The sequence below is a fragment of the Parapontixanthobacter aurantiacus genome, assembly GCF_009827635.1.
In the GTDB taxonomy this organism is placed as follows: Bacteria; Pseudomonadota; Alphaproteobacteria; order Sphingomonadales; family Sphingomonadaceae; genus Parapontixanthobacter; species Parapontixanthobacter aurantiacus.
This window is the reverse complement of record NZ_WTYW01000001.1, coordinates 1,580,896-1,605,621: the sequence shown is the minus strand read 5'-3', so window position 1 is coordinate 1,605,621 and position 24,726 is coordinate 1,580,896. Positions and strand designations below refer to the sequence as shown.

25 protein-coding genes are annotated in these 24,726 nt (G+C 62.6%); 13 read left to right on the top strand and 12 right to left on the bottom strand.

The window, feature by feature from the left end:
- Positions 1–133 precede the first annotated feature (133 nt).
- Entirely contained in the window at positions 134–1,549 is a 1,416-nt protein-coding gene (locus GRI38_RS07780; RefSeq protein ID WP_160682275.1) for a S41 family peptidase, read from the top strand.
- A 22-nt stretch (positions 1,550–1,571) separates the two neighbouring features.
- Here the strand turns inward: GRI38_RS07780 and GRI38_RS07775 are convergent, their stop codons facing one another.
- The 4 genes from GRI38_RS07775 to GRI38_RS07760 form a co-directional block, all read right to left on the bottom strand.
- The gene (locus GRI38_RS07775; RefSeq protein ID WP_202389856.1) at positions 1,572–1,943 is read right to left on the bottom strand and encodes a response regulator; all 372 of its coding nucleotides are present in this window, start codon (positions 1,941–1,943) and stop codon (positions 1,572–1,574) included.
- Positions 1,940–3,022: a PAS domain-containing protein gene (locus tag GRI38_RS07770; RefSeq protein WP_160682274.1), complete on the bottom strand. Its 1,083-nt coding sequence runs from the start codon at positions 3,020–3,022 to the stop codon at positions 1,940–1,942. The genes GRI38_RS07775 and GRI38_RS07770 overlap by 4 nt, the downstream gene beginning before the upstream one ends.
- A 117-nt stretch (positions 3,023–3,139) precedes the next feature.
- Positions 3,140–3,583 (bottom strand): COG3650 family protein, encoded by a 444-nt coding sequence (locus GRI38_RS07765; RefSeq protein WP_160682273.1) that lies wholly within the window; start codon positions 3,581–3,583, stop codon positions 3,140–3,142.
- 88 nt (positions 3,584–3,671) lie between these two features.
- Positions 3,672–4,244 (bottom strand): fasciclin domain-containing protein, encoded by a 573-nt coding sequence (locus tag GRI38_RS07760; protein WP_160682272.1) that lies wholly within the window; start codon positions 4,242–4,244, stop codon positions 3,672–3,674.
- 265 nt (positions 4,245–4,509) lie between these two features.
- On the opposite strand from GRI38_RS07760, the gene GRI38_RS07755 reads away from it, so the two are divergent.
- A complete protein-coding gene (locus GRI38_RS07755; RefSeq protein WP_160682271.1) occupies positions 4,510–4,929 on the top strand; it encodes a pyridoxamine 5'-phosphate oxidase family protein in 420 nt (139 codons plus the stop codon).
- 15 nt (positions 4,930–4,944) lie between these two features.
- Here the strand turns inward: GRI38_RS07755 and GRI38_RS07750 are convergent, their stop codons facing one another.
- Positions 4,945–5,508: a YbhB/YbcL family Raf kinase inhibitor-like protein gene (locus GRI38_RS07750; protein WP_160682270.1), complete on the bottom strand. Its 564-nt coding sequence runs from the start codon at positions 5,506–5,508 to the stop codon at positions 4,945–4,947.
- Positions 5,509–5,847: 339 nt separating this feature from the next.
- On the opposite strand from GRI38_RS07750, the gene GRI38_RS07745 reads away from it, so the two are divergent.
- Positions 5,848–6,177: an Mpo1-like protein gene (locus tag GRI38_RS07745; RefSeq protein ID WP_160682269.1), complete on the top strand. Its 330-nt coding sequence runs from the start codon at positions 5,848–5,850 to the stop codon at positions 6,175–6,177.
- Between the two features lie 293 nt (positions 6,178–6,470).
- Here GRI38_RS07745 and GRI38_RS07740 read toward each other — a convergent pair whose 3' ends face one another.
- The 3 genes from GRI38_RS07740 to GRI38_RS07730 are packed head-to-tail and all read right to left on the bottom strand — an operon-like array spanning position 6,471 to position 7,788.
- Positions 6,471–7,010 (bottom strand): hypothetical protein, encoded by a 540-nt coding sequence (locus GRI38_RS07740; RefSeq protein WP_160682268.1) that lies wholly within the window; start codon positions 7,008–7,010, stop codon positions 6,471–6,473.
- The gene (locus GRI38_RS07735) at positions 7,007–7,348 is read right to left on the bottom strand and encodes a hypothetical protein (protein ID WP_160682267.1); all 342 of its coding nucleotides are present in this window, start codon (positions 7,346–7,348) and stop codon (positions 7,007–7,009) included. Before GRI38_RS07735 ends, GRI38_RS07740 begins: the two co-directional genes overlap by 4 nt.
- A gap of 35 nt (positions 7,349–7,383) precedes the next feature.
- Positions 7,384–7,788, bottom strand: a complete 405-nt coding sequence (locus GRI38_RS07730) for a nuclear transport factor 2 family protein (protein WP_160682266.1) — start codon at positions 7,786–7,788, stop codon at positions 7,384–7,386.
- Positions 7,789–7,944: 156 nt separating this feature from the next.
- Between GRI38_RS07730 and GRI38_RS07725 the strand changes: the two genes are divergently transcribed.
- The gene (locus tag GRI38_RS07725) at positions 7,945–8,559 is read left to right on the top strand and encodes a DUF2726 domain-containing protein (RefSeq protein ID WP_237487384.1); all 615 of its coding nucleotides are present in this window, start codon (positions 7,945–7,947) and stop codon (positions 8,557–8,559) included.
- A 357-nt stretch (positions 8,560–8,916) separates the two neighbouring features.
- Here the strand turns inward: GRI38_RS07725 and GRI38_RS07720 are convergent, their stop codons facing one another.
- Positions 8,917–9,765, bottom strand: coding sequence for a DUF4062 domain-containing protein (locus GRI38_RS07720; protein ID WP_160682265.1), 849 nt, complete (start codon positions 9,763–9,765; stop codon positions 8,917–8,919).
- Positions 9,766–9,774: 9 nt separating this feature from the next.
- On the bottom strand, positions 9,775–11,655 hold the full coding sequence (gene thiC / locus GRI38_RS07715) for a phosphomethylpyrimidine synthase ThiC (protein ID WP_160682264.1): 1,881 nt from the start codon (positions 11,653–11,655) through the stop codon (positions 9,775–9,777).
- Between the two features lie 223 nt (positions 11,656–11,878).
- On the opposite strand from thiC, the gene GRI38_RS07710 reads away from it, so the two are divergent.
- Complete coding sequence (locus GRI38_RS07710) at positions 11,879–12,562, top strand: DUF6445 family protein (protein ID WP_160682263.1); 684 nt, start codon at positions 11,879–11,881, stop codon at positions 12,560–12,562.
- 14 nt (positions 12,563–12,576) lie between these two features.
- On the opposite strand, the gene GRI38_RS07705 is transcribed toward GRI38_RS07710, so the two are convergent.
- Positions 12,577–15,306: a TonB-dependent receptor domain-containing protein gene (locus GRI38_RS07705; protein WP_160682262.1), complete on the bottom strand. Its 2,730-nt coding sequence runs from the start codon at positions 15,304–15,306 to the stop codon at positions 12,577–12,579.
- Between the two features lie 122 nt (positions 15,307–15,428).
- Positions 15,429–16,961, bottom strand: a complete 1,533-nt coding sequence (locus tag GRI38_RS07700) for a hypothetical protein (RefSeq protein WP_160682261.1) — start codon at positions 16,959–16,961, stop codon at positions 15,429–15,431.
- A gap of 313 nt (positions 16,962–17,274) precedes the next feature.
- Between GRI38_RS07700 and GRI38_RS07695 the strand changes: the two genes are divergently transcribed.
- The 8 genes from GRI38_RS07695 (at position 17,275) to GRI38_RS07660 (ending at position 24,714) form a co-directional block, all read left to right on the top strand.
- Entirely contained in the window at positions 17,275–17,658 is a 384-nt protein-coding gene (locus tag GRI38_RS07695; protein ID WP_160682260.1) for a hypothetical protein, read from the top strand.
- 179 nt (positions 17,659–17,837) lie between these two features.
- Positions 17,838–18,452 carry a lytic transglycosylase domain-containing protein gene (locus tag GRI38_RS07690; protein WP_160682259.1) on the top strand — a complete coding sequence of 205 codons (615 nt, stop codon included), beginning with the start codon at positions 17,838–17,840 and terminating at the stop codon, positions 18,450–18,452.
- Positions 18,453–18,458: 6 nt separating this feature from the next.
- Complete coding sequence (locus GRI38_RS07685; RefSeq protein WP_160682258.1) at positions 18,459–18,761, top strand: TrbC/VirB2 family type IV secretion system protein; 303 nt, start codon at positions 18,459–18,461, stop codon at positions 18,759–18,761.
- Positions 18,762–18,765: 4 nt separating this feature from the next.
- Positions 18,766–19,050, top strand: coding sequence for a VirB3 family type IV secretion system protein (locus GRI38_RS07680; protein ID WP_160682257.1), 285 nt, complete (start codon positions 18,766–18,768; stop codon positions 19,048–19,050).
- A gap of 24 nt (positions 19,051–19,074) precedes the next feature.
- Positions 19,075–21,519 (top strand): VirB4 family type IV secretion/conjugal transfer ATPase, encoded by a 2,445-nt coding sequence (locus GRI38_RS07675; protein ID WP_160682256.1) that lies wholly within the window; start codon positions 19,075–19,077, stop codon positions 21,517–21,519.
- A complete protein-coding gene (locus GRI38_RS07670; RefSeq protein ID WP_160682255.1) occupies positions 21,516–22,718 on the top strand; it encodes a TrbL/VirB6 family protein in 1,203 nt (400 codons plus the stop codon). Before GRI38_RS07675 ends, GRI38_RS07670 begins: the two co-directional genes overlap by 4 nt.
- Positions 22,715–23,557, top strand: a complete 843-nt coding sequence (locus tag GRI38_RS07665; RefSeq protein WP_160682254.1) for a TrbG/VirB9 family P-type conjugative transfer protein — start codon at positions 22,715–22,717, stop codon at positions 23,555–23,557. Before GRI38_RS07670 ends, GRI38_RS07665 begins: the two co-directional genes overlap by 4 nt.
- The gene (locus GRI38_RS07660) at positions 23,557–24,714 is read left to right on the top strand and encodes a TrbI/VirB10 family protein (protein WP_160682253.1); all 1,158 of its coding nucleotides are present in this window, start codon (positions 23,557–23,559) and stop codon (positions 24,712–24,714) included. The genes GRI38_RS07665 and GRI38_RS07660 overlap by 1 nt, the downstream gene beginning before the upstream one ends.
- Positions 24,715–24,726 lie beyond the last annotated feature (12 nt).

Genomic DNA, 24,726 nt, shown 5'->3' with positions numbered 1-24,726 from the left:
CCCGAAGGCGGATGCGTCGTTTCGCTCTTGCTCAGCAGGCGTTCATGCAGCAACATATTAACCGCAGCATGGGACTGTAGCGTCGTGTCGTATCCAGCCGATGCGTCTGCATCGAAGCATTGAGGGGTTCGCAATGAAACTGGGTCGTTTTCTGGTGTCGGCCGTATCGGCCTTCGCCGTCGTCGCTTGCGGCGGAGGATCGGGCACCGATAACCGGACGGGCGGTAAGCCGAGCCCGACGCCGACTTCGCAGCCTCCCGCGGCTAACGACTGTTCTCTCGCTGCGCGCAAGACCTGGGTGTCGCAGCAGCTGAACGAATATTACCTTTATCCGAACCTCATCGACAACACCGTCGATCCGGCGGCCTACAGCGATCTGCAAAGCTATATCGACGCCCTCGTCGCGCCGGCAAGAGCGGAAGGGCGCGACAATTTCTTCACCTACATAACTTCGATTGAGGAAGAGAACGAACTCATCAATTCCGGGTCCAATGCCGGTTTCGGGATCCGCCTCGCCTTCGACGAGAACGATCGTCTATTCGTAACCGAAGCGTTCGAGAACGCTCCGGGGTTCTCTGCCGGTCTCGACCGAGGCGTCCAGATTACCGCGATTCAGGGCCGTTCGGTAGCGGCCCGGCTTGCCGATGGGACGCTCGATTCCTCGCTCGGTCCACCGGAGCCGGGCGTCACCCGAACGTTCCAGATCATCGACAATAGCGGTGTGAGCCGTGAGATCAGCGTGACGAAGGCCGAATACAATCTCGATCCGGTTTCCGACCGTTATGGCGTGCGCATTTTCAACGATGGCGGCCGCCAGGTCGGCTATCTCAACCTGCGGACATTCATTGCGGAAACGGCCGAGGACGACCTGCGGGCCGCATTCGCGCAGTTCCGGTCCGCCGGGGTGACGGAAGTCATTCTCGACCTTCGTTACAACGGGGGCGGCCTCGTTCGACTTGCAGAGTTGCTCGGCGACCTGCTCGCGCGCAACCGAACCAACCAGGTTTTCAGCAGGACGGAATTCAGCGAAGCGCTTTCGAGCGAGAATTCGACCTACCGCTTCCAGTCGCAGCCCGAAGCTATCGATGTCACGAAGCTCGCCGTCATCGGCACGCGCAGCACGGCGTCCGCGTCGGAACTCGTGACGAATGCCTTCATACCCTATCTCGGAGATAATCTGGCGCTGATCGGCTCCAATACCTATGGCAAGCCGGTCGGACAGATCGCCGTTGACCGGGAAGCGTGCGATGATCGTTTCCGCATCGTGGCCTTCCGCACGGTGAATGCCGACGGCAATGGAGACTATTTCGGTGGTCTGGGTTCGGTGGTTCCGAACTTCTGCCGCGCGGATGACGAGATTGCCGTCCAACTGGGCAACGCCACTGAAGACTCCATTTCGACCGCGCTCGATTTCCTCGGAGGTCGAGGCTGTCCCGCGACCGCGTCGGTACCGGGTCAGCAGGGCGCAAGAAGCGTTGCGCCGACCCTAGAGGCGTTGCAACCGGCACGGCCGAACAGATTGCAGCGGGAAGCGCCGGCCCTCTACTAACGGACAGGCATCAAGCGCGCGGTCAACTCTTTCGGCGCGCTTTCGCCGCTTCGATGACCTTGGTCGCGGAAGCGGGCTTCGCGATGAGCGGCGCGTCAAGTGCGCGGATCTGCTCGTCGTGACGATCGAGATCGCCCGAGTGAATGATGTAGGGAATGTCGGCCTCTTCCAGCTTTCGGGCAAGCGGCAGGCAGGTATCGCCGTCCTGCAGCGTAACGTCGAGGACGGCAGCCTCGATAGTTTGCCCATTCTCGCGCAGCAATTCGAGTCCCTGATTGAGAGAACTCGCGGCGAAAACCTTGCAGCCGAGATCCTCGGCGGCGAATTCCAAATCCATGAGAATCAGCGGTTCGTCATCCAGCAGCAACAGCACACATTCGCGATTGATAATCATGTTCCTTTCAAGGCGATCGAGATAAGCGCTTTCAGGCCATCGGAAGCGAAATCGCGTTCGATCGTACCGCGTCCGTTGCCCAGCAATCGTTCGATGATCGCGCTGCCCGCACCCGGCTCGATATTCCTGGCATCGAGGGGCGGTCCGCCCGATTCGCGCCAGTCGATGATCAGTTCGTCGGTCGCCTCATCGCAATGCCAGTCCAGCACGACCTGTCCCGTGTCGTTCGACCACGCTCCGTATTTGAGGGCGTTGTTGGCCAATTCGTGCAGCAGTATACTGACTACCGAAATCGTGGCGAACGGAACCTTTGTCTTCGTGCCCTTGAACAAGAGGCGTTGCCGGTCGACGGCGTAGGGGTCGAGTGTGGCGTGGATCGCTTCGGCGATGTCGATGCGATCCATCGTCGCGTCGTCGAGCGTCGTTTCATAGGCCCGGCCTAGCGCGTGAATCCGCGAATTGATTTCTGCGGCCTCGTCGCGAACGCCGCGTGTCCTTCCCGTAATGTTCACGATTCCGGAAATGACCGAGAACATGTTTTTCATACGGTGCGACAATTCGCGGGCGATCAGGCGCGCCTGCCTTTCCTCATCGCGGGCGGCGCGCACGTCCGATACGTCCCACTGGCTGCCGAAGAAGTAAACCAGATCGCCCTTCGCGTTGTAGATCGGACCGATATGAAGCGCGTTCCAGAAACTCGAACCGTCTTTTCGATAGTTCAGCAGTTCAACGACGACGACGTCTTCTTTTTCGAGGGCTCGGCGGATGCGATCCAGCGTTTGCGAGGACGTTTCAGGCCCCTGAAGGAACCGGCAGTTCCGCCCGATAATCTCTTCCTCCGCGTAGCCTGTCAAAGCTCGAAAAGCCCGGTTCGCGAAGACAAGCGGCATGTCGGGCTGGTTCGGATCGGCGAGCGTTACGGCCATGCGAGTCTGAGCCATCGCCTGCTCGAACAGAACGCCTGACGCACCACTAAAGCTTTCTTCCGGGTGCGCGCCGCGAAAGCGGGCTGCGCTGTCGTCGAAGCGCAATTGCGACTGCGGCGGATACGCAGGATCAGGCTTCGACCTGTCGCTCAAACTTTTTTCCCCCGGCAATTAACGCGCGCTTTCATTGATGATGAAGCGCATAGGTTAATACGGCATACCAACGGCTCAGTTCCAAGCGTGGCGCGCTTCTCATGGCAGGACGCGGCCTCATTGTTGTGGCGCGCCTTCGAGTAATTCCTTGTCACCGGTCCAGGCGCAACCTCGCAGCGTTTCTTCTGCCAACTTGATCGTCGCGACATAGGGGTAACGGACATCGGACATCCCGTCGCTGCAATCTCCGGGCGTAACCATCAAGTCGAAAGAGGCATCGTTCATGCTCCCGCTGAACGACACGCCGTTATTACCGGCAAACCGGGTGACATCGAAGGTCGTACCCGATTGATTGTCGGGTGTGATGTAGGTGGCCGTGCCGTCCGCGACCGATCCTCGCCAGAATGGTTCGGTTCCGATGAACTGGATCGTCTCGCCTTCCGGCAAACCAGCGAATGGCTGCGTACTTCGATCGGTCGAACCTTCGCCCGTGGCCGAACAGGCTGCAAGCATGCCGCAACTTGCAGTAAGTGCCAGTCTAACGATGCGTTCGGTGATCATGAAAAGATGCCTAACGTTCTGTCACGACGAAGCCCCGCCACGGTCTTTCGACAGCGGCGGGGCCACGCTTGATCAAATTCGATCGTTATCAGGCTGGCATGAGTACCGTGTCGACCGAGTGAATGACACCGTTCGATGCTTCGATATCGGTCGCCGTGACGGTTGAAGTTCCTCCGGTCGCGTCTGTCAGCACGACGTTTCCGTCCACCAGCGTCGCAGTAAGAGTACCGCCATTGACAGTGTTAATCGTGTAGCCTGCTTCGCCGGCATCCGTGATGGCCTGCGTCAGCGTCGCTGCATCGACATTGCCCTCTACGACGTGGTAGGTGAGGATATTCGTAAGTTGCTCCTTGTCTTCGGCAGCGGTCAGCTCATCCAGCGTGCCGGCGGGAAGCTTGTCGAAGGCTGCGTTCGTCGGAGCGAATACCGTGTAAGGGCCGGCGCCGCCGAGCGTATCGCCAAGATTGGCAGCGGTTACGGCGGAGACGAGGGTCGAGAAGTCGGAGTTGCCTTGCGCTACTTCGACGATCGTGCCGTTAGCCATCGGCTCTTCCATAGTCGTTTCGGGTTCGTCGACGACGGTCGTGTCTTCTGCGGGTTCCGAGCAGGCGGCAAGTGCAAGAGCCGAACCGGCGACGAGTGCGAGACTGAAATGTTTCATAAGTGTCGTATCCTTGAATGTTAAGGAAGTCAGGACCGGGGGGCAGTCGCCGCAATCCTGTTACGAAGCGGTCCCGCCATGGTCGCCATCCTAACGGGTCGCCTCATGCGTAGTTCCCGAATTGAGACTAAAATATGGCAAGATTTCGCAGTGTCGTCAGAACCGTCTTTTGCATCAATGGCTTGCAGCCGACGACCCGTTCCCGGCACGAATGAGGAGCAGGCTCGTTGCAAGGAGACTTCTCAAAGCAACGAAGGATTTATTCATGGCTGACCGCTCCCTTTCCGATATCGCCCAGCGCCTCAAGAAGATCGACGTGGCGATGTTCGTCACCAAGACCGGATCGGAAGGCAAGATTGCCGCGCGCCCGATGTCGAACAACGGCGATGTCGACGAAAGCGACGGACGGACCTTTCACTTCACGACCGATGACGGCCGGATCGACGACGACCTCAAGAACTCGTCGCAATGCGGCGCCACCTATTCTTCCAGCGACTTCTGGGCGGCGATCCAAGGGCAGGGCAAGATCATCCGCGATCGCGAAACGCACGAGAAGCACTGGGTCCCCGACCTCGAGAAGTGGTTCGCCGAAGGTCTCGACACCGAAGGCCTTATCCTCATCGAACTGCAGCCTGACCGCATCGCCTGGTGGGAAGGCCGCAACGAGGGCGAACTGAAGCTCTGACGGGTCGTTCTTCGGTCATCCTCCCCGCGAATATGTGCCGAGGAGGATGGCCGTTCCGACCACGTGCCCGTCCATCGCGTCGAGCGCGGCGCTGCGTCCGGCGTCCGCCGCGAAGGGCGAGGCGATGTCGAGCGCATAGAGCTGAAACACGTAATCGTGGCTGCCATGCCCTGTCGGCGGATCGGGCGGCAGCCACTCCGCCTTTTGATAGGAATTCAGGCCCATCACTGGCGGCAGCTCGCCTTCCGCCAGTGCACCCTCGCGCGCGGGCATCCCCATGCCGAGGCAGTGAACGAAGGGTTCCATGCTGGGAACTTCCGGGTCCTCGACGAGGAGCACGAGGCTGCGCGTCCCCGCAGGGGGTTCGGTCCAGGCAAGCGGCGGGCTGACCGGCGCTTGCGCATCGGCAGTAAAACGCGGATCGAGCACGCCGCCATCGGTAAAGGCCGGGCTGGACAGGCGAAATCCGCCCGCGCCGATCGTCGCTGCATCGCCCAGTTTCACCACCGCCAGCTTCTCGTGCCCGGCGCGCACGTTCTTCATCGCGCGGCCCAACCATTCGGGTACGTGTTCGAGCATTTTCGTCCTTTCGCCTGTTCACCCGTCCACCCTCTCAGGCGATCAGCGTTCCGCGCCCCGGAGCGTTCCGCGAAAGGCGTTTTGCGAATCCTACGCGATGGAACACATGGAACACGGTCCTTGGGGCAAAAAGAAGACCTCGCGCACACGCCCGCAACACGGCGGAAAAGCTCGACAAACCGGGGAAAACGGGGCGCGCGGCATGGCCTTGCTCATGCACCGGAAACGGGTCGGTAGGAAAGTTTCGGGAACCAACATTTCCGACCCCGCAAAGGCGCAATAGGAACCCCCTTCGCAAAGCCGCCGCCGACAGGTAGCATCGCGCGCCAAGGAGGCAGCATGAGCAAATATCAGGACTTCGCCAGCTTCTGGCCGTTCTACCTGCGCGAACATTCGAAGCCGCGCACCCGCGCACTCCACTATGTCGGGACGAGCCTCGTCGTGGCGCTCGCCATCTATGCCGTGATAAGCGGGCGCTGGTGGTTCCTCGCCGCGATGCCGGTCGCGGGCTATTTCTTCGCCTGGGTCGCGCATTTCACGGTCGAGAAGAACCGTCCGGCAACCTTCACCTATCCGCTGTGGAGCCTCGCCGCCGACTTCAGGATGTGGTGGCTGTGGCTGACCGGCAGGCTGGGCCGGGAACTGGAGAAGGCCGGAGTCGAACGCTAGGCGACGCTACGGCATGGCGGGGCCGAAGCCGACACAACGCTCGTTTCGGCGCAGCAGGAACACGGTTCGCACCATCGCGCTCGCGCGCCGCGAAAACGAAGCGCACGAATGCCTACGAAGCAGCAATGCATCGGAACCGAGGCGTCTGCGAGCGCCGGTTCCTCGAGCCCGCCGGATAGCGGGTGACGCCAGGCATGGCGGCCGATCGCACCCTTCCTTTCGCGGAACGGGTGCGATCCTCGTTTCGGGCGCGGCTTCCCAAGACCCCATCATTGACAACAACCCGAACAGCCTCAGTCGGTGCATCCCATGACGAAGCGTTCCGCCAGTTCCTGCGGCACGGGCGGGACCGGCCCGATGTCCTGCGCGCCGTAATTCAGTCCGACGCCTTCCGCCCCCGTCAGCAGTTCTGCGAGATTGCCGGGCACCGGCCCCTGCGCGCTGACCCCGCCGCGCAGTTCATCGCCCGCAGGATCGGCGACCAGCACCACGACCTCTGCGCCTGAACCGAAGGTCATGCGCTCCTCGCTACCGATCGGACGCAGCGCGCTCGCATTGACGAGCAGGCCTCCGCCAGAGGGGCAGAAGAGGTGCAGCCGGCCCGGATCGCCCTCCGAAATGTCGAAGAACAGGCCGTCGCCTTCGCCGCTGGACACCATTTCCCACGCGCCGGAGGGGAAGGTGCGCCCGGCATCGGTCGGCGGCATGGTGCGCGCGGGCACCTCTTCCTGCATCGCGACGGGCGGCTCGTTATCCGGTTCCGGCGAACAGGCGGTGAGGTGGAAAGCGGCCATGGCAACAAGGGCCACGGCTCCGCGCATCGACCGCCTCACGCGCTCCGATCCTCCCCCGTGCCCCCGGCGAGGCGGCGATGCTCGTCCACGCTGCGCTTCATTTCCGCCGCCTGCAGATGCAGCGCCTTGCTCGACAGCCTGATCTCGCGGCTCTGCTGGAAGAAGCCCAATACCAGCCATAGAAAGGCAAGGGGGCTCGACACGCCGCCCAGGAAATCGCCCAGTTCGTTGAGGCGCAGATCGGCGGGGTTCTGCCCCTGCACCCAGAGATAGAGGGCGACGCCTGCGACATAGATCGCAGAGAGCACGAGGCCGATGCGCGGCAGGCGTCGCCGATCCCGCTCGTCGTCGCTGCTCGTGTCCACACCTGCCGTCATCCGCCCTGTCCCTTTTCCGGTTGCTCTCCCGATACTTACGAGCCGAGAACCGCGTCGGCCAGCTTCGTGTCCATATATTCGCGCACCTCGACGATCTTCCCGTCGGCGAGGCGGAAGACGAAGCAGTATTCGTTGGCGTAGCGCGTTCCCTCGACCGTCGGCACATCGCCCTTCGCCAGCACGACGACGTGCTCCCCATCGGCGAGGATCAGTTCGGGAATGTTGAGATAGGGTCCGGCGAAGCGCGCGAAGAGCGGGCCGATCAGCTCGCGTTCGACCGAGGCGAGGCCGCGCGCGTGTTTCGACCAGGCGGAGGAGCCCATGACCCGCCACTCTATGTCCTCGGCAAAGAGCGGCATGAAATGAGCAGGATCGCCGTGGCGCAACCCCTCGAAAGCCTTGGTGATGAGGGCGCGGTAGGTTTCGGTGGCGTCGGTCATGGCATCTCCTTGCGGCAGTGCGACCGAGACGAAGGCTAGCAAGGGGAAGGGGTCAAGGGAAGTGGGTGTCGGTTTGAAGCAGAACGCATCGAACGATTGACGGCCCAAAGAATTTCGTCAGATCATTTGGTCATCGAGGGGCAGGGGGAACTAAAGATGGACATCATGGACATGGTCACGGCCAATATGGGTCAATGGCTGTCGATCATCCTGTTCTTCGCTGTCGTCGCTTTGGTCGTCGGAGTTCTGAAAGCCTTTCTTTCGCCGAAGAAGAAGCCGCGCCGCCGATCGAATTACCGCCAACCATATCTAAAGGATGTCTCCGACTTTCGCGGCAAAGGTTCGACGGCTGACGCGGCGGAGCAACTGCGGATCGTGATGGAAGCGAATTTCCAGTCGCGCTCCCTGCTCAATCGTCCGGAAGCCAAGGTGTTCAAGGCACTGGACGAGGCAGTTATTGCGCGCAATCCGGGCTGGCAGGTGATGGCGCAGGTTTCGCTAGGCGAATTCCTGTCGAGCAAGAGCAAACCTGCCTATTTCGCTGTCAACTCCAAGCGCGTCGATTTCGCCTTGATGGACGAAAAGTGCTGCGTGGTCCATGCGCTCGAATATCAGGGTTCGGGTCACCATCAGGGCAGCGCCGCCGCGCGCGATGCGGTGAAGAAAGAAGCGCTGCGCAAGGCAGGCATCGGCTATCACGAGATCGTCGCGGGACATACGACGCCGAGCGAACTCAGAGCGCTGGTGGAGAAGCTGGTTCCGGCGGGTTAATTAAGGTGCTTGTAAACAAGGCAAGCCATGAGGTTCGATTAGCCCCAACTCAATGATTTAGAGACAATGCTTTCGGTCGCAAGCGACGATCGCATAAGGGAGTTCGGCAGGTCTAGAAATTAGATCGTGTCAAAAGCTGCCTCGCTTGGTGCTTACGTCCCTTCAGGGACGTTGTTGCAGTCACGCAAAATTTTGGATTCAGAAAGCGTTGAAGGGACAGGCAAATGCTAGGCGAACTGAAGAGAGCGCTCGATATCCCTGAGATCCACGCTCACCAGGCGCCCGAAATCTGCTATTCCTAGGCGGTTCAATATTGGTCGGGATAATGCGGCAGAGCCGTTTGAACCTTGATATTAACTATAAGCTTTCCGCGAGCTCATATCCCGCGTGATTTATTTCATATATCTCGCCCTTACCATTTATGTCTCTAATCAGATCGGCATAATGTAACTCTTCGACGGCTGCGATCCAGCGCTCGAATTGGCGTCGACCGCCTTCGTCACCGAAATTCGTGCCTCCTGCGCTGAGTGACTGCCCGCCCAAATGACGTCGAATTAAAATCATCGGGTTTCGCTCATGTTGTGAGGCCGCCTTGAGTAACGCGGACGCTTCATCGCTCAGACCGCGACTGGGAACTTCAGAGTTCTCACTGTTTATAATCAACCGGTTGTCAGTTCCGGGAATGAGGGATTGTAAATGCGAGTTCTTGTTTAAAGCGATCCCGAGTTGACGCGAAAACTTTTCCTTCAGGTCGGGGATTGAAGAGAAGGACTCCACGATGCCTCTTGTGAAGGCCCAGTTTCGAAACTCATCTAGCTTCGACTTTTGCTCCATGTCGATCGCATTGGGGGCAATCTCACGAGAAGAGAAATAAAGCATGACGGGCTTCCCTGTCGCCATATGCTCTTCAATCTCTTCAACCGTTCCGCTGGCGTTCGTGGATGTCGGCGTACCAATGCGCGTCCAGAATAGACCCACTAACAGGTCAGCATCCCTGAGAATTTGCTCATTGATGAGCTTCTGGGGTTCACCGGACAGATCTGGGGAGACGTGCGATTCCCAGCCAACTGCTTCGAAAAAGAGTTGCCTTTCGCGCGCATTCGCTGCGTTCCAATGAGAAAGGCTTTGTCTGATTGCTTCGCGCTCGTCTGCTACGTCGCTGGGTGACGCGATCATCACCTCAATTATCTGGGCTACATAGGTCATCTGTGGCTCTCACTCCTCCGGCAGATACAACTTCTCGCCCTTCTCTTTATAAAGCTTGCTCATCTCCTCCATGCCTTCGCGGTTGGCTTCGCGTTCCTGCGGTGAGTTCTCGCCTTTCAGGTCCTCGGTCGCCAGATAGCTGTCCGAGTTCTGCTTCGCGGCGAAGTCGCGCACTTCCTGGCTGATCTTCATCGAGCAGAATTTAGGCCCGCACATGGAGCAGAAATGCGCGGTCTTCGCGCCTTCCGCGGGCAGCGTCTGGTCGTGGAACTGCTCGGCCGTTTCCGGGTCGAGGCTGAGGTTGAACTGGTCGCGCCAGCGGAACTCGAAACGCGCCTTCGACAGCGCGTCGTCGCGCACCTTCGCCGCCGGGTGGCCCTTGGCGAGGTCGGCGGCATGGGCAGCCAGCTTGTAGGTGACGACGCCGACCTTCACGTCGTCGCGGTCGGGCAGGCCGAGATGCTCCTTGGGCGTGACGTAGCAGAGCATGGCCGTGCCATACCAGCCGATCTGTGCCGCCCCGATGCCGCTGGTGATGTGGTCGTAGCCGGGCGCGATGTCGGTGACGAGCGGGCCGAGCGTGTAGAACGGGGCTTCGCCGCACGCCTCCAGCTGCTTGTCCATGTTCTCCTTGATCTTGTGCATGGGCACGTGGCCGGGGCCCTCTATCATCACCTGCACGTCCTCGGCCCAGGCGCGCTTGGTCAGCTCGCCCAGCGTGTAGAGCTCGGCGAACTGCGCCTCGTCATTGGCGTCCGCGATGGAACCGGGGCGCAGGCCGTCGCCCAGCGAATAGGCGATGTCGTACGCCTTCATGATCTCGGTGATCTCGTCGAAATGCTCGTAAAGGAAGCTCTCCTTGTGATGCGCGAGGCACCATTTCGCCATGATCGAGCCGCCGCGCGACACGATGCCGGTGACGCGCTTGGCCGCCATCGGGACGTAGGGCAGGCGGACGCCCGCATGGATGGTGAAATAGTCGACGCCCTGCTCGGCTTGCTCGATCAGCGTGTCGCGAAAGACGTCCCAGGTGAGGTCCTCGGCCACGCCGCCGACCTTCTCCAGCGCCTGATAGATCGGGACGGTGCCGATCGGGACGGAGGAATTGCGGATGATCCACTCGCGCGTGTCGTGGATGTTGCGCCCGGTGGACAGGTCCATGACGGTGTCCGCGCCCCAGCGGGTCGCCCAGACCATCTTGTCCACTTCGCTTGCGACATCGCTGGCGACGGCGGAATTGCCGATATTGGCGTTGATCTTGACGAGGAAGTTGCGCCCGATCGCCATCGGCTCGCTTTCGGGGTGGTTGATGTTGGACGGAATGATCGCCCGGCCGCGTGCGACCTCGTCGCGGACGAATTCGGGCGTCACGTATTCGGGGATTTCCGCGCCCCAGCTCTTGCCGTCCAGTTCGCGGGCAATTCGTTCCCGCCCGAGGTTCTCGCGCTCTGCGACGTAGATCATTTCGGGCGTGATCTCGCCGCGGCGGGCATAGTGCATCTGGCTGACATTGGCGCCCGCCTTCGCGCGCAGGACGGTCTTCGCGACATTGGGAAAGGCGGGGACGCCGCCGGAGCGGTCGGGACCGAGCTGGCCGTTGTCTTCGGGCTTTACCTCGCGCGCCGCATATTCCTCGACATCTCCGCGGCCCACGATCCATTCGCGCCGCAGCGGCGAGAGGCCGCGCTGGATATCGATCGAAGCCTCGGCATCGGTATAAGGGCCGGAGGTGTCGTAGACGCGGACCGGTTCCTCGCCGCCTTCCAGAGAGATTTCGCGCATCGCGACGCGAACCGACGCATCGCCTTTGGCCTCGACATAGATCTTGCGGCTGCCGCGAATGGGACCGGTGGTCACGCCGATCTCGAGGGGGGAATTAATGTCGGCCATGATGCTCTCTCCGTTTGGCGGGACAGCAAGCGGGCCATGTATCGAAGCGACCGCCCACTCCCTCCGCCAATGCTAGTCGGTTCAGGTTCGACGGGTCGGGCGGTGCTAGACGCCCCTCTCAGCGCAAGCGCGCTCCCCGGGGATGGCCGGATGATAGAGCACTGCTATTCCCGCGTCCAGCGCGCCATTGACTTGCGCGTGCCCCGCCGTCAGTTTTCTTCTCATGGATGCCCGGCAGCGAACCACCGTCTCAGTTCGGCAGCTCGGCGAGGAGCGCGAGCCGGTCGTCGTGATCGACAATTTCAGCGGAATGCCGGGCCAGTTGCTCGAAACCGCGCGAGAAGCCCGGTTTGCACCGGCGGATGCTTTCTATCCCGGCGTTCGTGCGCCGCTCGACCCTTCCTATCTCGACCGGCAACGCGGATTGATGATCGAGGTCATGCGACGGGTCTTCGGCTTCCGAAACGAGATGCACGTACTCAACGCGAGTTATTCGATCGTGTCGTCGCCGCCAGACAATCTCGAACCGCCCCAATGCATCCCGCATTACGACGATGCGAGCGGCAACATCATCGCGGTCATGCACTACCTTCAGGGTCGAGAGACGGGCGGAACCGCCTTCTATCGCCACAACCGCACGGGTTTCGAATGCGTCACGCCCGAACGCGAAGCCGCGTTCCATTCCGCAAAGACGCGTGATCACACCGAATTCGGCGCGATGACCGGCTATCATTATGGAGATAGCGAGGCCTACACGATGATCGGCGAAGTCGAGGCCGAACCGGACCGGCTGGTCATGTATCGCGGGCGCTTGCTGCATTCGGGGGTCATTCCAGGCGACCGCCCCCTGTCGGACGATCCCGAGACCGGTCGCCTGACGATCAACATGTTCCTCTCGGCAAGCTAGCTTCGGTCTCTCGCTCAGAATTCGGTCGAGAGCGAAACCGAGAAGCGCCGACCGACTTCGTAACTGTTGACGTCGATCCGCGCGTCCCCGTTCTCCTGGAATTCGAGATTGTCGCGGCCCGTGATGTTGCGCGCTTCGAGTTCGACCTCGAATGGCTGGCTCGCCAGATTGACCTCCGCGCGAGCAACGAAATCGAGCGTGAGACCAGGATCCTCGATGATGTCGGGCCGCTGGAAGCCGCGGCTCGTGACGCGCTCGCTCGCATAGTTCACGAGGAAGGTGAACTGCTGCAGCTTGTCGAGATCTTCCAGCCCGAACTGGACGTTGGCGACATGATCGGATTGCCCGACGAGGCGATCGCCGTCGCTGAAATACAGCGTCGCGGGAACGTCGCCGGTCGGGGGAATGCGGGTGATGTCGTCCTCTGCGACGCTGATGCTCGACTGCGTGAAGGTATAGTTCACGCCGAGGCGCAATTGCTTCGTCTCGAACCAGCCACCCAGATCGAACAGGTCGTAACCGTAGGTCGCCTCGAATTCCGCGCCGTAGAGTTCGGCTTCGGGTGCGTTGGCGTAGCTCGTCAGGAGATTGCCTGCCGCCGTGGTGACGAAGGCTTCGATCGGGTTCTCGATCCGCTTGTAGAAGCCCGCGACGCTGAGCCGGTCGGTATTGCTGAGATAGTATTCCGCGCGCAATTCGGCATTGGTCAGTTCGCTGTCGGTCAGGAACGGGTTGCCGCGATAGGCGCGGTTGGATTCCGGATCGAAATAAAGCTGTTCGACCAGTTCGCGAAACTGTGGCCGCGCAATCGTGCGCGAGGCGGATGCCCGGAACTGCAACGCGTCGGTCGCCTCCAAGGTCAGCGTCACGCCGGGCAGCCAGTAATCGTTGAAGTTGTTGGTCGGGATGGCCCCGGTGATCGGGTTGTTGAAGATGGTCTGGTCGAGGGCGACCGTCTGCTCCGCATCCTCGTAGCGAACGCCGAGCTCCACCGTGAACGGGTCGAGCGGGGTGAAGCGGACGAGGCCGTAGCCCGCATTGATGGTCAGCGCCGCGTCGAAGGCCGGAAACGGGCTCGTCTCGTCGAGGCGGATATCGAAGGCTGCGAGCGAGGCGCCGTTGATGATGCTGCCCGGACGCCTCAGGCCGATATAGGGCACGAGGCTGTCGTCGAGGAAATCGCCTTGCGCGCGGGGCGAGAATTCACGCCTGACGGAGAAGCGGTCGGTATCGCTATAGGCGTAGCCGACGGTCGCCGTAATGCTGTCGAGAAAGCGGTAGCTGACGTCGATGCCCGCATACCAGAGCTCTTCCTGCAAATCGTCGAAGGAGACGCTGACGAGGCCGGTATCGGACTGCCGGTTGAGATAGACGACGTATTCGTTGCCCAACTGGTCGTCCAGATTGGTCCGCGTGTAGGAGAAGGTCGCGTTGAAGGGCGCTTCGCGGTCGGTGCGGGCATATCCGCCGCGCAGATCGATCGACAGGTCGCCGAATTCGAGTTCCGCAACGCCCTGACTGTCGATCAGCTGACGTTCGAACCATGCGGTGTTCTGATTGATGAAGTCGAATCCCGTCTCGCCCAGCTGGAAGCGCGTTCCGCGTCCGAGGCGCGCGGTCTTCAGCGTGTCCCGGATATAGAGGTTCGTCCAGCGGAACCGGTGTTCGTCCACTTCGAGACCGAAGCCCAGAAGCGCGTTGAACAACACGTTGTTGTCCGTGATGAAGGTCGTGAAGTCGCTCGACAATTCGGAGAGGTCGGTATTGGCTTCCTGCGAGCGGACGTTGCGGTTGCGCCACTCGTTCTTGAGGCTGGCGGTGGCGATGATGCCCAGATAGGCGCCGTCGCCCACCTCGACCGAGGTTCCGCCGGTCAGCGAGGCGGAGAAATTGACCGGAAGTTCGCCGATCCGCTGCACCGTGACGAGATTGGTCGGAAAGAGCTGGGACGCGATCCCTTCCTGCACCTCGACCGGCGTGTCCTCGATCCGCTCGCCGCTGGCGATGAAGGCCGCAAGGTTGCCGGGAATGTCGCGGTTGCCGTTGTCGAAGCCGAACCAGTCGTAATCCGAACCGTAATAGTCGAGGCCGTTGCCGAAGGTCGTCTCGGTATCGCCGCCGATGCTGCCGCTGATCGTGACGAAACTCTCATCGGGCACGGCGCGGGTGGTGAGGTTGATGACGCCCCCGCCGAACTCGCCGGGAAAGTTCGCGGAATAGCTCTTCTGGACGAGCGAGGAAGCGACGACGTTGGTCGGGAAGATGTCGAGCGGGACGACGCGGCTCAGCGGTTCGGGGCTGGGCAGGGGCAGGCCGTTCAACAGGGCGAGCGAATAGCGGTCGCCGAGGCCGCGCACGAAGACGCGCCCGTCGCCCACAAGCGAAAGGCCTGTGACGCGGCCCAGCGCGCCGGCGATGTCCCCTTCGCCAGTCCGGGCGATGTCTTCGGCGGACAGAACGCTCAGGACCTGCGAGGACGAGCGGACCGGGTCCTGCCGCCTGCGGCCCGTCACGATGATCGTGCTGCCGGGAATGGACACATCGGGTTCGACGAGCTCTTCCGCGGCGACATCCTCGCCCGGTTCGACGACGCCTTGCGCTTCCTCGGCCTGGATTTCCTCCGCTTCCTCGGTGCTCGGATCGTCGCCCGGCGGAATGCCGATGCTCTGCGCCGATGCGGCGGAGGGAAGGGCGAGCGAAGAGCTGAGAAGCAGCAGCCCAGCATAATGCCTGGCGTCGAACATGATGATGAAATCCCTCGGTCGATAAGTCTTGCGCGAAATCCGCATCCCGATGCGGTTTCCGATAAGGAGCGGGGAGGTCCCGCATTGACGCGACACCTCCCCTCGAACTCCGCTTGGGCCGATCAGTAGACCGGCAGGCTAGTGCAGGCGCTGACGCTGCTGTCGAAGGTCGCGGTGGACGAGTTGCAGGTCCAGCCATTCACCCAATCCGAATTGCCCGGATAGACCGCGCCGATATTCGCCGGGACGGTGAAGAAGCTCGACAGTGCGGTCGGATTGAACACCGCGACGCCGTTCTCGTTCGTGCCGTTGATGAACAGGTTCGTCAGCGTGAGCGTAAAGTCGGCGCTGTTGTTGCTGCCCGCTGCGAAGGCGGCCTGCACCTGCGCATCGGTCACGCCCGCATCGCCGCGGAAGGGCCGTGCATCGTCGCAATCGGCGGCAATCGAGTTAAAGGTCGGACCCGCATTTAGCGTCACCGTCTCGTCGATCCGGATGCAGGTCTCGCCGTCGGTGGCGATGATGCCGTTGGCGAGATTGAGCTTCGCGCCGCCGCGGGCGCGGATGACCTGCGAGTTAGCCGTGCTGCGCTCGATGAAGGTGAAGTTCGTCAGGTTGAAGACCGTCTGCGGCTGGGCATCGGTATCGAAATCGTCATCGGGCGAATCGAGTTCGATGAGGCTGTCGCCGCCGCCGGTCCGCTGGACCACGATGGCGTTCTGCAGATTGGCCTGCACGCCGGTATCCGCATCGATCGAGTCGTCGTCTGCGCCCACCGCGATGATGTTGCGCATGTTCACCGTGCCGCCGAAGAACTCCATGCCGTCGTCACTGCTGTTGAAGGACATGAAGTTGTTGAGGTTCGTGCCCGAACCGATGCCGCCGGTGGTGAGCGACTGCAATTCGTTGCCCGGTGCGAGCGCGAACCCCGAATAACGGATCTGGACGTATTCGAGGCTGCCCGAGCTGTCGCCCGGCTGGTTGCCGCCGAACAGCGTCGTCGTTGCCGTGCCTTCGAGTTCCTGTTCGCAATTCGCAGCGCCGACATTGATGACGCCGGTGCGGCAGTCCGAAACCGGCGCACGGCCGAGCAGGACGACGCCGCCCCACTGACCGATCGAGGAATCGTTGTTGAGGCCGAGCACGTTGTCGCGGCTCGTAAAGATGATCGGACGCGAGGCGGTGCCTTCGGCGATCAACTGGTTCCCGCGATTGGCGACGAGGAAGGAGCGGCCCGTCGCGCCATAGATGATGACGCCCGGCTCGATGGTCAGTTCGACGGTCGAACCGGTGCTCGTCGCTCCGCGGTCCGTGCCGATGTCGACCCTGCCGCCGAGCGCATAGAGCAGACCTTCGATATAAGGCAGGGTGGTGTCCGCATCAATGACGGCGGGCAGCTGGCAAACGCGGTAAGTGCCGGTCGGACCCTGAATGGTTCCGCCATCGGTCAGGCCGCCGCTCGCATTGATCGTCGGGCAACCGGCTGCCGGCGTGACCCCTGCGGGCGTGGGCGTCGGCGAGGGGGCGGGAGCGGGGTTGGGGTTGTTGATGATGATGTCGCCACCGCTTCCGGGGGAGGCGATGTCGTCGGCTCCGCAACCTGCCAGGGCGAGGGCACTACAGCCGATTGCGAGCGCGCGAGTTAGATGTGTCACGAAAACCGTTACCTCCTGAAATTGTCGAAACTTGATCCCGCGACGCCAGTCGGCCGCTGGGCAGTAACTAGGAGGGTTTGGTGACATTTTGCGGTCCGGACGGGATGATATTTATCCCCCGTTCAGCTTTCTATGGGCGCTGAGAAACAGCGCCAGAACGAGAATAAGTCACTGAAAGAGGACGACTTTTCATCAGTTAGGACGGTTCGTTCGTCGGGGCGCGTTTCGAGACTCATTCGAGACAATATTACACTTTTGTTGCAATACGCAGCGATTCGTGTAACAATACTGTCATAAACAGTTCCGGAGAGAGATGATGATTACCCTGACCCTTGCTGCAAGCTTGTTCGCCCAGGCTGCCGCCCCGATCGTGGTGACGGAGGAAAAGGGCGTTCAGGAAGTCGCTTACGAGGAACTGGCTGTGGGCGAAGACCGGCGGGCGATCGAAATCATCGAAGCGAACGAGTCGCTCGACGCCGACGATCCGGCGCGCCTCATCAATCTCGGTATTGCCCATGCGCGGATCGGTGACGAGGCCGCTGCCCGTGAATTGTTTCGCAGCGCCGCCAACAGCGATCAGCGAATGGAGCTCGAGACGGCTACCGGCGAATGGGAAGATTCGCGGATGCTGGCCAAGATCGCCTTGAGAAAGCTCGATAATGGGGAGTTCTCCCGCCAGTTTGCGGCGTCTCGCTGACCCTCCAGGTTTCAGCAATCACGCCTGCGGGCGTAGGAATTTGGTTCCTCAAGTTACGGTCTGTCGTGCTCCATTGCCGACAGGCCGATTTTTTTGTGCCTCGACCGTGTAAAAAATTAACCATAGGGTCACTTCAATGACATATTAGAGCAGTAGCGAGTTGCGGACGTGGAGGACATATGGGGCTTGCTTGGCAGGCGAAAGCCGGTGCGATTGCCGCTTTTGCTGCATTGGCCGTTCCCGGACGGGCCGATGTCATTCAGATCGAGAGCGATGGTGCGCGCTGGGTAACCGGCGCCCGCGCCACCGCGAGCGTGCCTGCCTCGTTGCACGCTGACGTCGCGCGCCCCTTCGACCCTGCCGCACCCGCCGAAACCCTCTCCTCGCATCCCTTCATTCCCGCCCAGTATCTCGACAAGGTGACAGAGCTGTCCTCCCGCTATTCGCTCAGTCCTGCATTGATCGAGGCGCTCGTCTGGCAGGAAAGCCGCTGGCAGCAGCGCGCCGTATCGCGCAAGGGCGCCATCGGCCTGACACAGCTCATGCCCGGCACTGCGAGCGACATGGGGGTCAACCCGCACGATCCGCTCGCCAATCTCGAGGGCGGGGCGCGCTATTTGCGTATCCAGCTCAACCGGTTCGGCGGTGACGTGGCGAAGGCTCTGGCCGCCTATAATTGCGGCCCGGAACGGGTCGCGCGCGAAAACGGTATTCCGCGCATTCGCGAGACACAGAATTACGTGGCGTCGATCCTTCGCCGCCTCGACCAGACAGCACACGCGTTTCAGGAGTAGTTTTCAATGCGTTTCAACAGGCATCCGACGGCAATACTCGGCGCACTCGCGCTGCTGGTCAGTCCGACTGCCGCCCTTGCCCAGGACCCGCAAGGTTCCGGCCCGATCGTCTCCGCGCTCGCCTGGCTTCAGGGCACGCTCCTCGGCAGCGTCGCAACGGCAGTGGCGGTCATGGCGGTGGCCGCGGTCGGCTTCATGATGCTGACGGGACGGATGAACTGGCGCTTCGGCGCGACCGTGATTATCGGCTGCTTCATCCTGTTCGGCTCGGTCTCCATCGTCGCCGGCATCCAGGGCGCGGCGGGGTAACGTCTTGACCGAGCTTTCCCGCCACCCGGTCCACCGCGCGCTGACGCGCCCGCAGATGTTCGCGGGCGTGACCTTCAGCTTCTTCATCATCAACATGACGGTGACGACCATCGCCTTCCTGATGACGAAGAGCCTGTGGTTCATTCTGGCGCCACTCATCACGCATGCGATCGGCTATTTCGCCTGCATCCGGGAACCGCGCATCTTCGATCTGTGGATTACCAAGGTCTCGCGCTGTCCGCGGATCAAGAACTGGAAGCGGTGGGGGTGCAATTCCTATGCGCCGTGATGCAGCAACGACAGGAGAGCGCACATGACCAAGTGGATGGGTGCCGCCGCCTGGAGCAAGAAGGAAGCCCGCGCGGGCGACCGGCTCCCCTACAAGTCGCTGCTCGACGAAAGCACGCTCCTGCTCCGCAACGGCGCGGTGATGACCGCGATCCAGGTTCCCGGCCTGCTGTTCGAAACCGAGGATAGCGAAGCACTGAACGCCCATGCGGCGACGCGCGAAGTCATGCTTCGCTCGACGCTCGATGCGCGCTTCATCATGTATCACCATGTTATCCGGCGCCGGGTCTCGGTCGATTTGCAGAGCGAGTTCGACGACCCGCTGTCGCGGCATATCGATGCGCGCTGGCGCGAGAAGCTGACCTCCGGCTCGCTCTTCATCAACGACCAGTTCATCACGCTGATCCGTCGTCCCGCGAAGGGCAAGGCGGGGCTGGCGGAGAAGGCCGGGCGCGCTTTCTCGCGCGGGCAGCGGCAGGAAACGGGTGCCGATCCGCGCGACGTCCGGGCGTTGAAGTCGGCGGCGACGGGACTGGTCGCCTCGCTCACCGCCTATGGCGCGCAGATGCTCGGTGACTATCGCGGTACGGGCGGCACGAACAACGAGATACTGGAGCTTCTCTCGGCTCTTTACAATGGCGAGATGCGGCCCGTCAGGAAGCCTGCCGACGACGTCGATATCGGGCACATGATCCCCTATCGGCGCGTCAGCTTCGGGCTCGATGCGATGGAAACGCGCGGTGCAGGTCATCCCGACTTTTCCGCCATCCTCGGACTGAAGGACTATCCCGAGGCGACTTCGCCCGGCCTGCTCGACGCGCTGCTGCGGCAGCCATTCGAGATGATCGTCACGGAAAGCTATGCGCCTGCAGAACGTCAGACGGCGCGCGAGCGGATCGACCTGTCGCTTCGCCGCCTGCGGTCCGCCGACGAGGAAGCGCAGGCGGAGCGCGGCGACATGCTCGCCGCACGCGACGCGCTGGGCAACGGGGCCGTCGGATTCGGCGACCATCACTTGTCCGTGCTGGTGCGCGAAACTACGCTGCCGCGGCTGGACGAGGCAGCGGCGGCCTGTGCCGCGGCGCTGGCGGATACCGGCGCGATCGCGGTGCGCGAGGATACCAATCTCGAACCGTCCTTCTGGGGACAGTTCCCCGGCAACGAGCAGTATCTTGTTCGGCAGGCGATGATTTCGACCGCGAATATGGCGGGTTTCGGCAGCCTGCACGGCTTTGCATTGGGGCAGGCGAGCGGCAATCACTGGGGCGAGGCGGTGACGCTGCTCGAAACGACGAGCGCGACTCCGTTCTTCTTCAACTTCCACCACGGCGATCTTGGCAATTTCTCGGTCATCGGACCGTCGGGATCGGGCAAGACCGTGGTGATGAACTTCCTCGCCGCACAGGCGCAGAAGTTCAAGCCGCGCACCATCCTGTTCGACAAGGATCGCGGCGCGGAACTGTTCGTTCGCGGCATCGGTGGTCGCTACGACCGGATCGCCGCCGGCGAACCTTCGGGCTTCAACCCGATGGCCCTGCCGGACAGTCCGACGAACCGCGCATTCCTGCGCGAATGGCTCGGCGTCCTGCTGAAGGTCGAAGGTCCGGAAGAGGAGGCGATCGTTTCGCAGGCCGTCGATGCGACCTATGCCAACGATCCCTCGCTGCGCCGCCTGCGCCATTTCCGCGAATTGCTGGCAGGCGCACGGCGTCCGCAGCCGGGCGATCTGGCGGACCGCCTGTCCGCCTGGATCGGCAATGACAGCGGCGGTGGCGGCGAGCATGGCTGGCTGTTCGACAACAAGCACGACAAGCTCGACCTGTCGAACAAGACGCTGGGCTTCGACATGACCGCGCTGCTCGAAAACCCGCGGCTGCGCACGCCCGTCATGATGTATCTCTTTCACCGGATCGAAGAGCGGCTCGACGGCGATCCGACGATGATCCTCATCGACGAGGGGTGGAAGGCGCTCGACGACGAAGTCTTCGCCGCGCGGATCCGCGACTGGCTCAAGACCTTGCGGAAGCGCAATGCGCTGGTCGGTTTCGCGACCCAGAGCGCCCGCGATGCGCTGGAAAGCAAGATTTCGACCGCGCTGGTCGAGCAGACGGCGACGATGGTGTTCATGCCCAACAGCCGCGCCCGGCCAGAGGATTACTGCGACGGGTTCGGCCTGACGAGCCACGAACTCGCGCTCATTCGCACCTTGCCCGCGCATAGCCGCTGCTTCCTCGTACGGCAGCCCGATGCGAGCGTCGTCGTGCGGCTCGACCTGTCCAATGCGCCCGAAGTTCTGACCATCCTGTCGGGCCGCGAGAGTGCGGTCCGGCGGCTCGACCTCATCCGCGATGCGGTCGGCGACGATCCGGCCGAATGGTATCCGGCGCTTACGGGTAAGGAATGGCCCGGCGGACGCGAGCCTTCGGGGCCGATCGACATCTATCCCTCCATCCGCGAGGCAGCGGAATGAGCATTTCCTGCGATCAGGCGATGGAGCAGGTCGGAGCCGGTGTCTCGGCCTCGCTGCGCGCCGTCGATTGCATGGCGAACGAGATGTCGGCGCAGGCCTTCAACCGCCTGTTCGGCAGCGATGGAGGCCTGCTGCCCGCGCTGACGATCCTGCTGACGATCTACGTCGCCGTCTTCGGCATCCAGCTCCTGTTCGGCCGTGCGAATGTCGGCGTCCGCTCGCTGACGCCGCGGATGCTGACGCTTGGTCTGGCACTGACCTTCGCGACCAGCTGGGCTGCCTATCAAAGCGTCGTCTGGAACCTTGCCATAGCTTCGCCCGACTACCTCGCCAGCCTCTTGTCGGGTACGCAAGGATCGGCGACCGATGTCTTCGGCCAGAAGATCGACATCGTCTTCCTCGCCGTTCAGGAAGCGAGCGGCGGCGCCGGCGCCGGGGCCGAGAACGACATCAGCGCGTTTTCTCCCGCTGGCCTTTTGTGGCTCGGTGCGATGCTCCTCCTGCTCGGCACGGTCGGCGTGCTGGTGACGGCGCGGATCGCGCTCGCCGTGCTGGTCGCCATCGGACCGATCTTTGTCGTGCTCGCCATCTTCGACGGGACGCGCGGCATGTTCGTCGGCTGGCTGAAGGGCGTCGTGATGCTTGCGCTCGTGCCGCTGTTCGCGGTTGTGGGGGGAAGCGTGATGCTCGAACTCGCCGTTCCGGTTCTCGCGTCGCTGACGCAGGTTCCGGGACAGATCCAGCCACAGCCTGCCGCCGCCTTCTTCCTGATCGGCGCGGTCCACGTAGCGCTGATGATCATGGTCATTCGCGTAGCCGGGACGATGGTATCGGGCTGGACGGTATTCGGGCTGGCGAGGTCGCGCAACGAACTCGACGGCGCACCCTCCACCATGCGGCATGCCTATCTGCATCAGGCAGGCGGTCCAGCGCAGGCGGCAACGCCCGCCACGACGACGGGCAATCCGACCGGCAATCTCGCGACGAGCCGCCGCATCGGCGTTGCTTCCGTGCCGGTTCCCGCAGCCGCAAACGACAGCGGAGCGACGCAGCAGACGACGGTGCGCGAAACGCGCGTCCTCGCAACTTCTTCCGGCGGACAGCAATCCGCCGCCGCCCATAGCGGCCCATCGCGGGCCAGCGGGATAGGCAGCCGCTTTCGCAGCAGCCCGGCCCGTTCCACGGAGACGATACGATGAACATTGCGGTCCCCCTGCCGCGCAAGACTTTCGCCGGGCTGGCGCTGGCGCTCGCGCTGGTGACGACGCCCTTCGGCGCCGTTCAGGCCGAAGATGCGCGGCTGCGCGAAGTGATCTACGATCCGGCGCAGGTCGTCCTCATCGAAGGGCGAGCCAAGATTCAGGCGACCATCACCTTCGGCGAGGACGAGACGATCGAGAACGTCGCCATCGGTGACAGCGCGGCATGGCAGGTCACGCCGAACAAGCGCGCGAACCTCCTCTTCCTGAAGCCGCTCGCCCCGCGTGCCGCCACGAACATGACCGTCATCACCGACCGGCGCACCTATTTCTTCGATCTCGTCGCCAATCCGGCTGCCCGCCCGCTTTACGTGATGCGCTTCGTCTATCCCGAGGACGAGCGGCGCGCCGCGGAAGAGGCACAGGCGCAACTGGCACAGCAGGCGAACGATGCGGAAATGATGGCGGCCCGCGATCCATATGCGGTCGTCGATCCGGCAACGCTCAACTTCGCATGGAAGACGAAGGGCGATCGCAAGCTCCTGCCGGTACAGACCTATGACGACGGCGATGCGACCTTTCTCGCATGGCCCGAAGGTCGCGACGTCCCGGCGATCCTCATCACCGATGCCGAGGGCATCGAGGGTCCGGTCAACTATACGGTTCGCGGCGATACCATCGTCATCGACGGAGTTCCGGCGACCATCACCCTGCGAAGCGGAAAGGACAGCGCGACGCTCACCCATCAGGGCCCGATCAGGCAAGCGCCTCCCGCCGCCCGCCAGGCGAGAAACGACGCACAGCCCCGGATCGCTGCCCAACCGCTGGAGGGATTGTAATGCGCCTCACGACTGCACGCCTGCCGAAGAACGAACTTGAAAGCAGCGCCGCCAACGACGTCGATCCGCGCGATACCGAAAGCGCGGAAGTCATCGACCTCGCATCGCGCAACGCCTATCCGCTGGTCGTCCAGAAGAAGTCGAAATCCGACAGCCTCGGCCTTCTCGCCGGGGTCGGGATCGTCGGCCTGCTCGGCGCGGTCGCGTTCTGGAGCATGAATTCGGCACGGCTCGAAACCGAGGGGGCTGCCCGCGAGCCCGCCGGTCAGGTCGTGCTGCCGCCCGCGACGCCTGTCGCAGGCGTTCCGGTCGGTGGACCGGTCATGGCGCAACCGGTGGCAGCCGTGCCGCCGCCCGCGCCGCTATCGGCTGCGCCCGGCCAGGTTTCGGTCGCGCCCGCACCCGTTCCCGCTACCGGTCCGAACGCGCTGAGCAGTCCGGCCATGGTGTTCGACGCCAGCGGTTCGCCCGGTCCGATCGCCTCTGGAGCCCCGGCGAGCGCTGCGAGTGCCCCTGCGGCGGTTGCCGCGAGCGGAGACAGCGACACGAGCGCGGTCGGCCAGTTCGCCAGCCGCATCGGCGGCGTTGGCGGCGCCCCGGCACGCGCCAGTGCGATGGACAACCCCTCCACGACGGTGACGCAGGGAACGCTCATTCCCGCCGTGCTCGAAACGGCGATCGACACCAATGTTCCGGGCTTTGTCCGGGCGGTCGTCAGTCAGGACGTGCGCAGCTTCGACGGAACGCGCGTCCTCGTCCCACGCTCCTCTCGCCTGATCGGGCAGTATCAGTCCGGCCTCCAGAACGGGCAGAAGCGCGCCTACGTCATCTGGACACGCCTCATCCGGCCCGACGGCGCATCGGTCAGTCTCGCCTCGCCCGCGGTCGGGTTCGACGGAACGACGGGCCTCAAGGGCAAGGTCGACAGCAATTTCTTCCAGCGGTTCGGTTCGTCCATCCTGCTGTCGGTCGTCGGCGGTCTTTCCACTCTTGCGACGGGCGGTACGTCGGTCGTGCTGGGGGGCGGGCAGAGCGCGGCGGCGACGGCATTCCAGCAGGACGGGCAGATCGGTCCGACCGTGCGGGTGAAGCAGGGTGCGCCGATCCGCATCTTTACCGCGCGCGACCTCGACTTTTCCGAAGTCTCGGCCCGATAGGACACGGGTAAC

Bases quoted from the DNA above. Each gene is read 5' to 3' on its own strand.
- GRI38_RS07780 (WP_160682275.1), top strand. From the start codon at position 134: ATGAAACTGGGTCGTTTTCTGGTGTCGGCCGTATCGGCCTTCGCCGTC.
- GRI38_RS07775 (WP_202389856.1), bottom strand. From the start codon at position 1,943: ATGATTATCAATCGCGAATGTGTGCTGTTGCTGCTGGATGACGAACCG.
- GRI38_RS07765 (WP_160682273.1), bottom strand. From the start codon at position 3,583: ATGATCACCGAACGCATCGTTAGACTGGCACTTACTGCAAGTTGCGGC.
- GRI38_RS07760 (WP_160682272.1), bottom strand. From the start codon at position 4,244: ATGAAACATTTCAGTCTCGCACTCGTCGCCGGTTCGGCTCTTGCACTT.
- GRI38_RS07755 (WP_160682271.1), top strand. From the start codon at position 4,510: ATGGCTGACCGCTCCCTTTCCGATATCGCCCAGCGCCTCAAGAAGATC.
- GRI38_RS07750 (WP_160682270.1), bottom strand. From the start codon at position 5,508: ATGCTCGAACACGTACCCGAATGGTTGGGCCGCGCGATGAAGAACGTG.
- GRI38_RS07745 (WP_160682269.1), top strand. From the start codon at position 5,848: ATGAGCAAATATCAGGACTTCGCCAGCTTCTGGCCGTTCTACCTGCGC.
- GRI38_RS07735 (WP_160682267.1), bottom strand. From the start codon at position 7,348: ATGACGGCAGGTGTGGACACGAGCAGCGACGACGAGCGGGATCGGCGA.
- GRI38_RS07730 (WP_160682266.1), bottom strand. From the start codon at position 7,788: ATGACCGACGCCACCGAAACCTACCGCGCCCTCATCACCAAGGCTTTC.
- GRI38_RS07725 (WP_237487384.1), top strand. From the start codon at position 7,945: ATGGACATCATGGACATGGTCACGGCCAATATGGGTCAATGGCTGTCG.
- GRI38_RS07720 (WP_160682265.1), bottom strand. From the start codon at position 9,765: ATGACCTATGTAGCCCAGATAATTGAGGTGATGATCGCGTCACCCAGC.
- thiC (WP_160682264.1), bottom strand. From the start codon at position 11,655: ATGGCCGACATTAATTCCCCCCTCGAGATCGGCGTGACCACCGGTCCC.
- GRI38_RS07710 (WP_160682263.1), top strand. From the start codon at position 11,879: ATGGATGCCCGGCAGCGAACCACCGTCTCAGTTCGGCAGCTCGGCGAG.
- GRI38_RS07705 (WP_160682262.1), bottom strand. From the start codon at position 15,306: ATGTTCGACGCCAGGCATTATGCTGGGCTGCTGCTTCTCAGCTCTTCG.
- GRI38_RS07695 (WP_160682260.1), top strand. From the start codon at position 17,275: ATGATGATTACCCTGACCCTTGCTGCAAGCTTGTTCGCCCAGGCTGCC.
- GRI38_RS07690 (WP_160682259.1), top strand. From the start codon at position 17,838: ATGGGGCTTGCTTGGCAGGCGAAAGCCGGTGCGATTGCCGCTTTTGCT.
- GRI38_RS07685 (WP_160682258.1), top strand. From the start codon at position 18,459: ATGCGTTTCAACAGGCATCCGACGGCAATACTCGGCGCACTCGCGCTG.
- GRI38_RS07675 (WP_160682256.1), top strand. From the start codon at position 19,075: ATGACCAAGTGGATGGGTGCCGCCGCCTGGAGCAAGAAGGAAGCCCGC.
- GRI38_RS07670 (WP_160682255.1), top strand. From the start codon at position 21,516: ATGAGCATTTCCTGCGATCAGGCGATGGAGCAGGTCGGAGCCGGTGTC.
- GRI38_RS07665 (WP_160682254.1), top strand. From the start codon at position 22,715: ATGAACATTGCGGTCCCCCTGCCGCGCAAGACTTTCGCCGGGCTGGCG.
- GRI38_RS07660 (WP_160682253.1), top strand. From the start codon at position 23,557: ATGCGCCTCACGACTGCACGCCTGCCGAAGAACGAACTTGAAAGCAGC.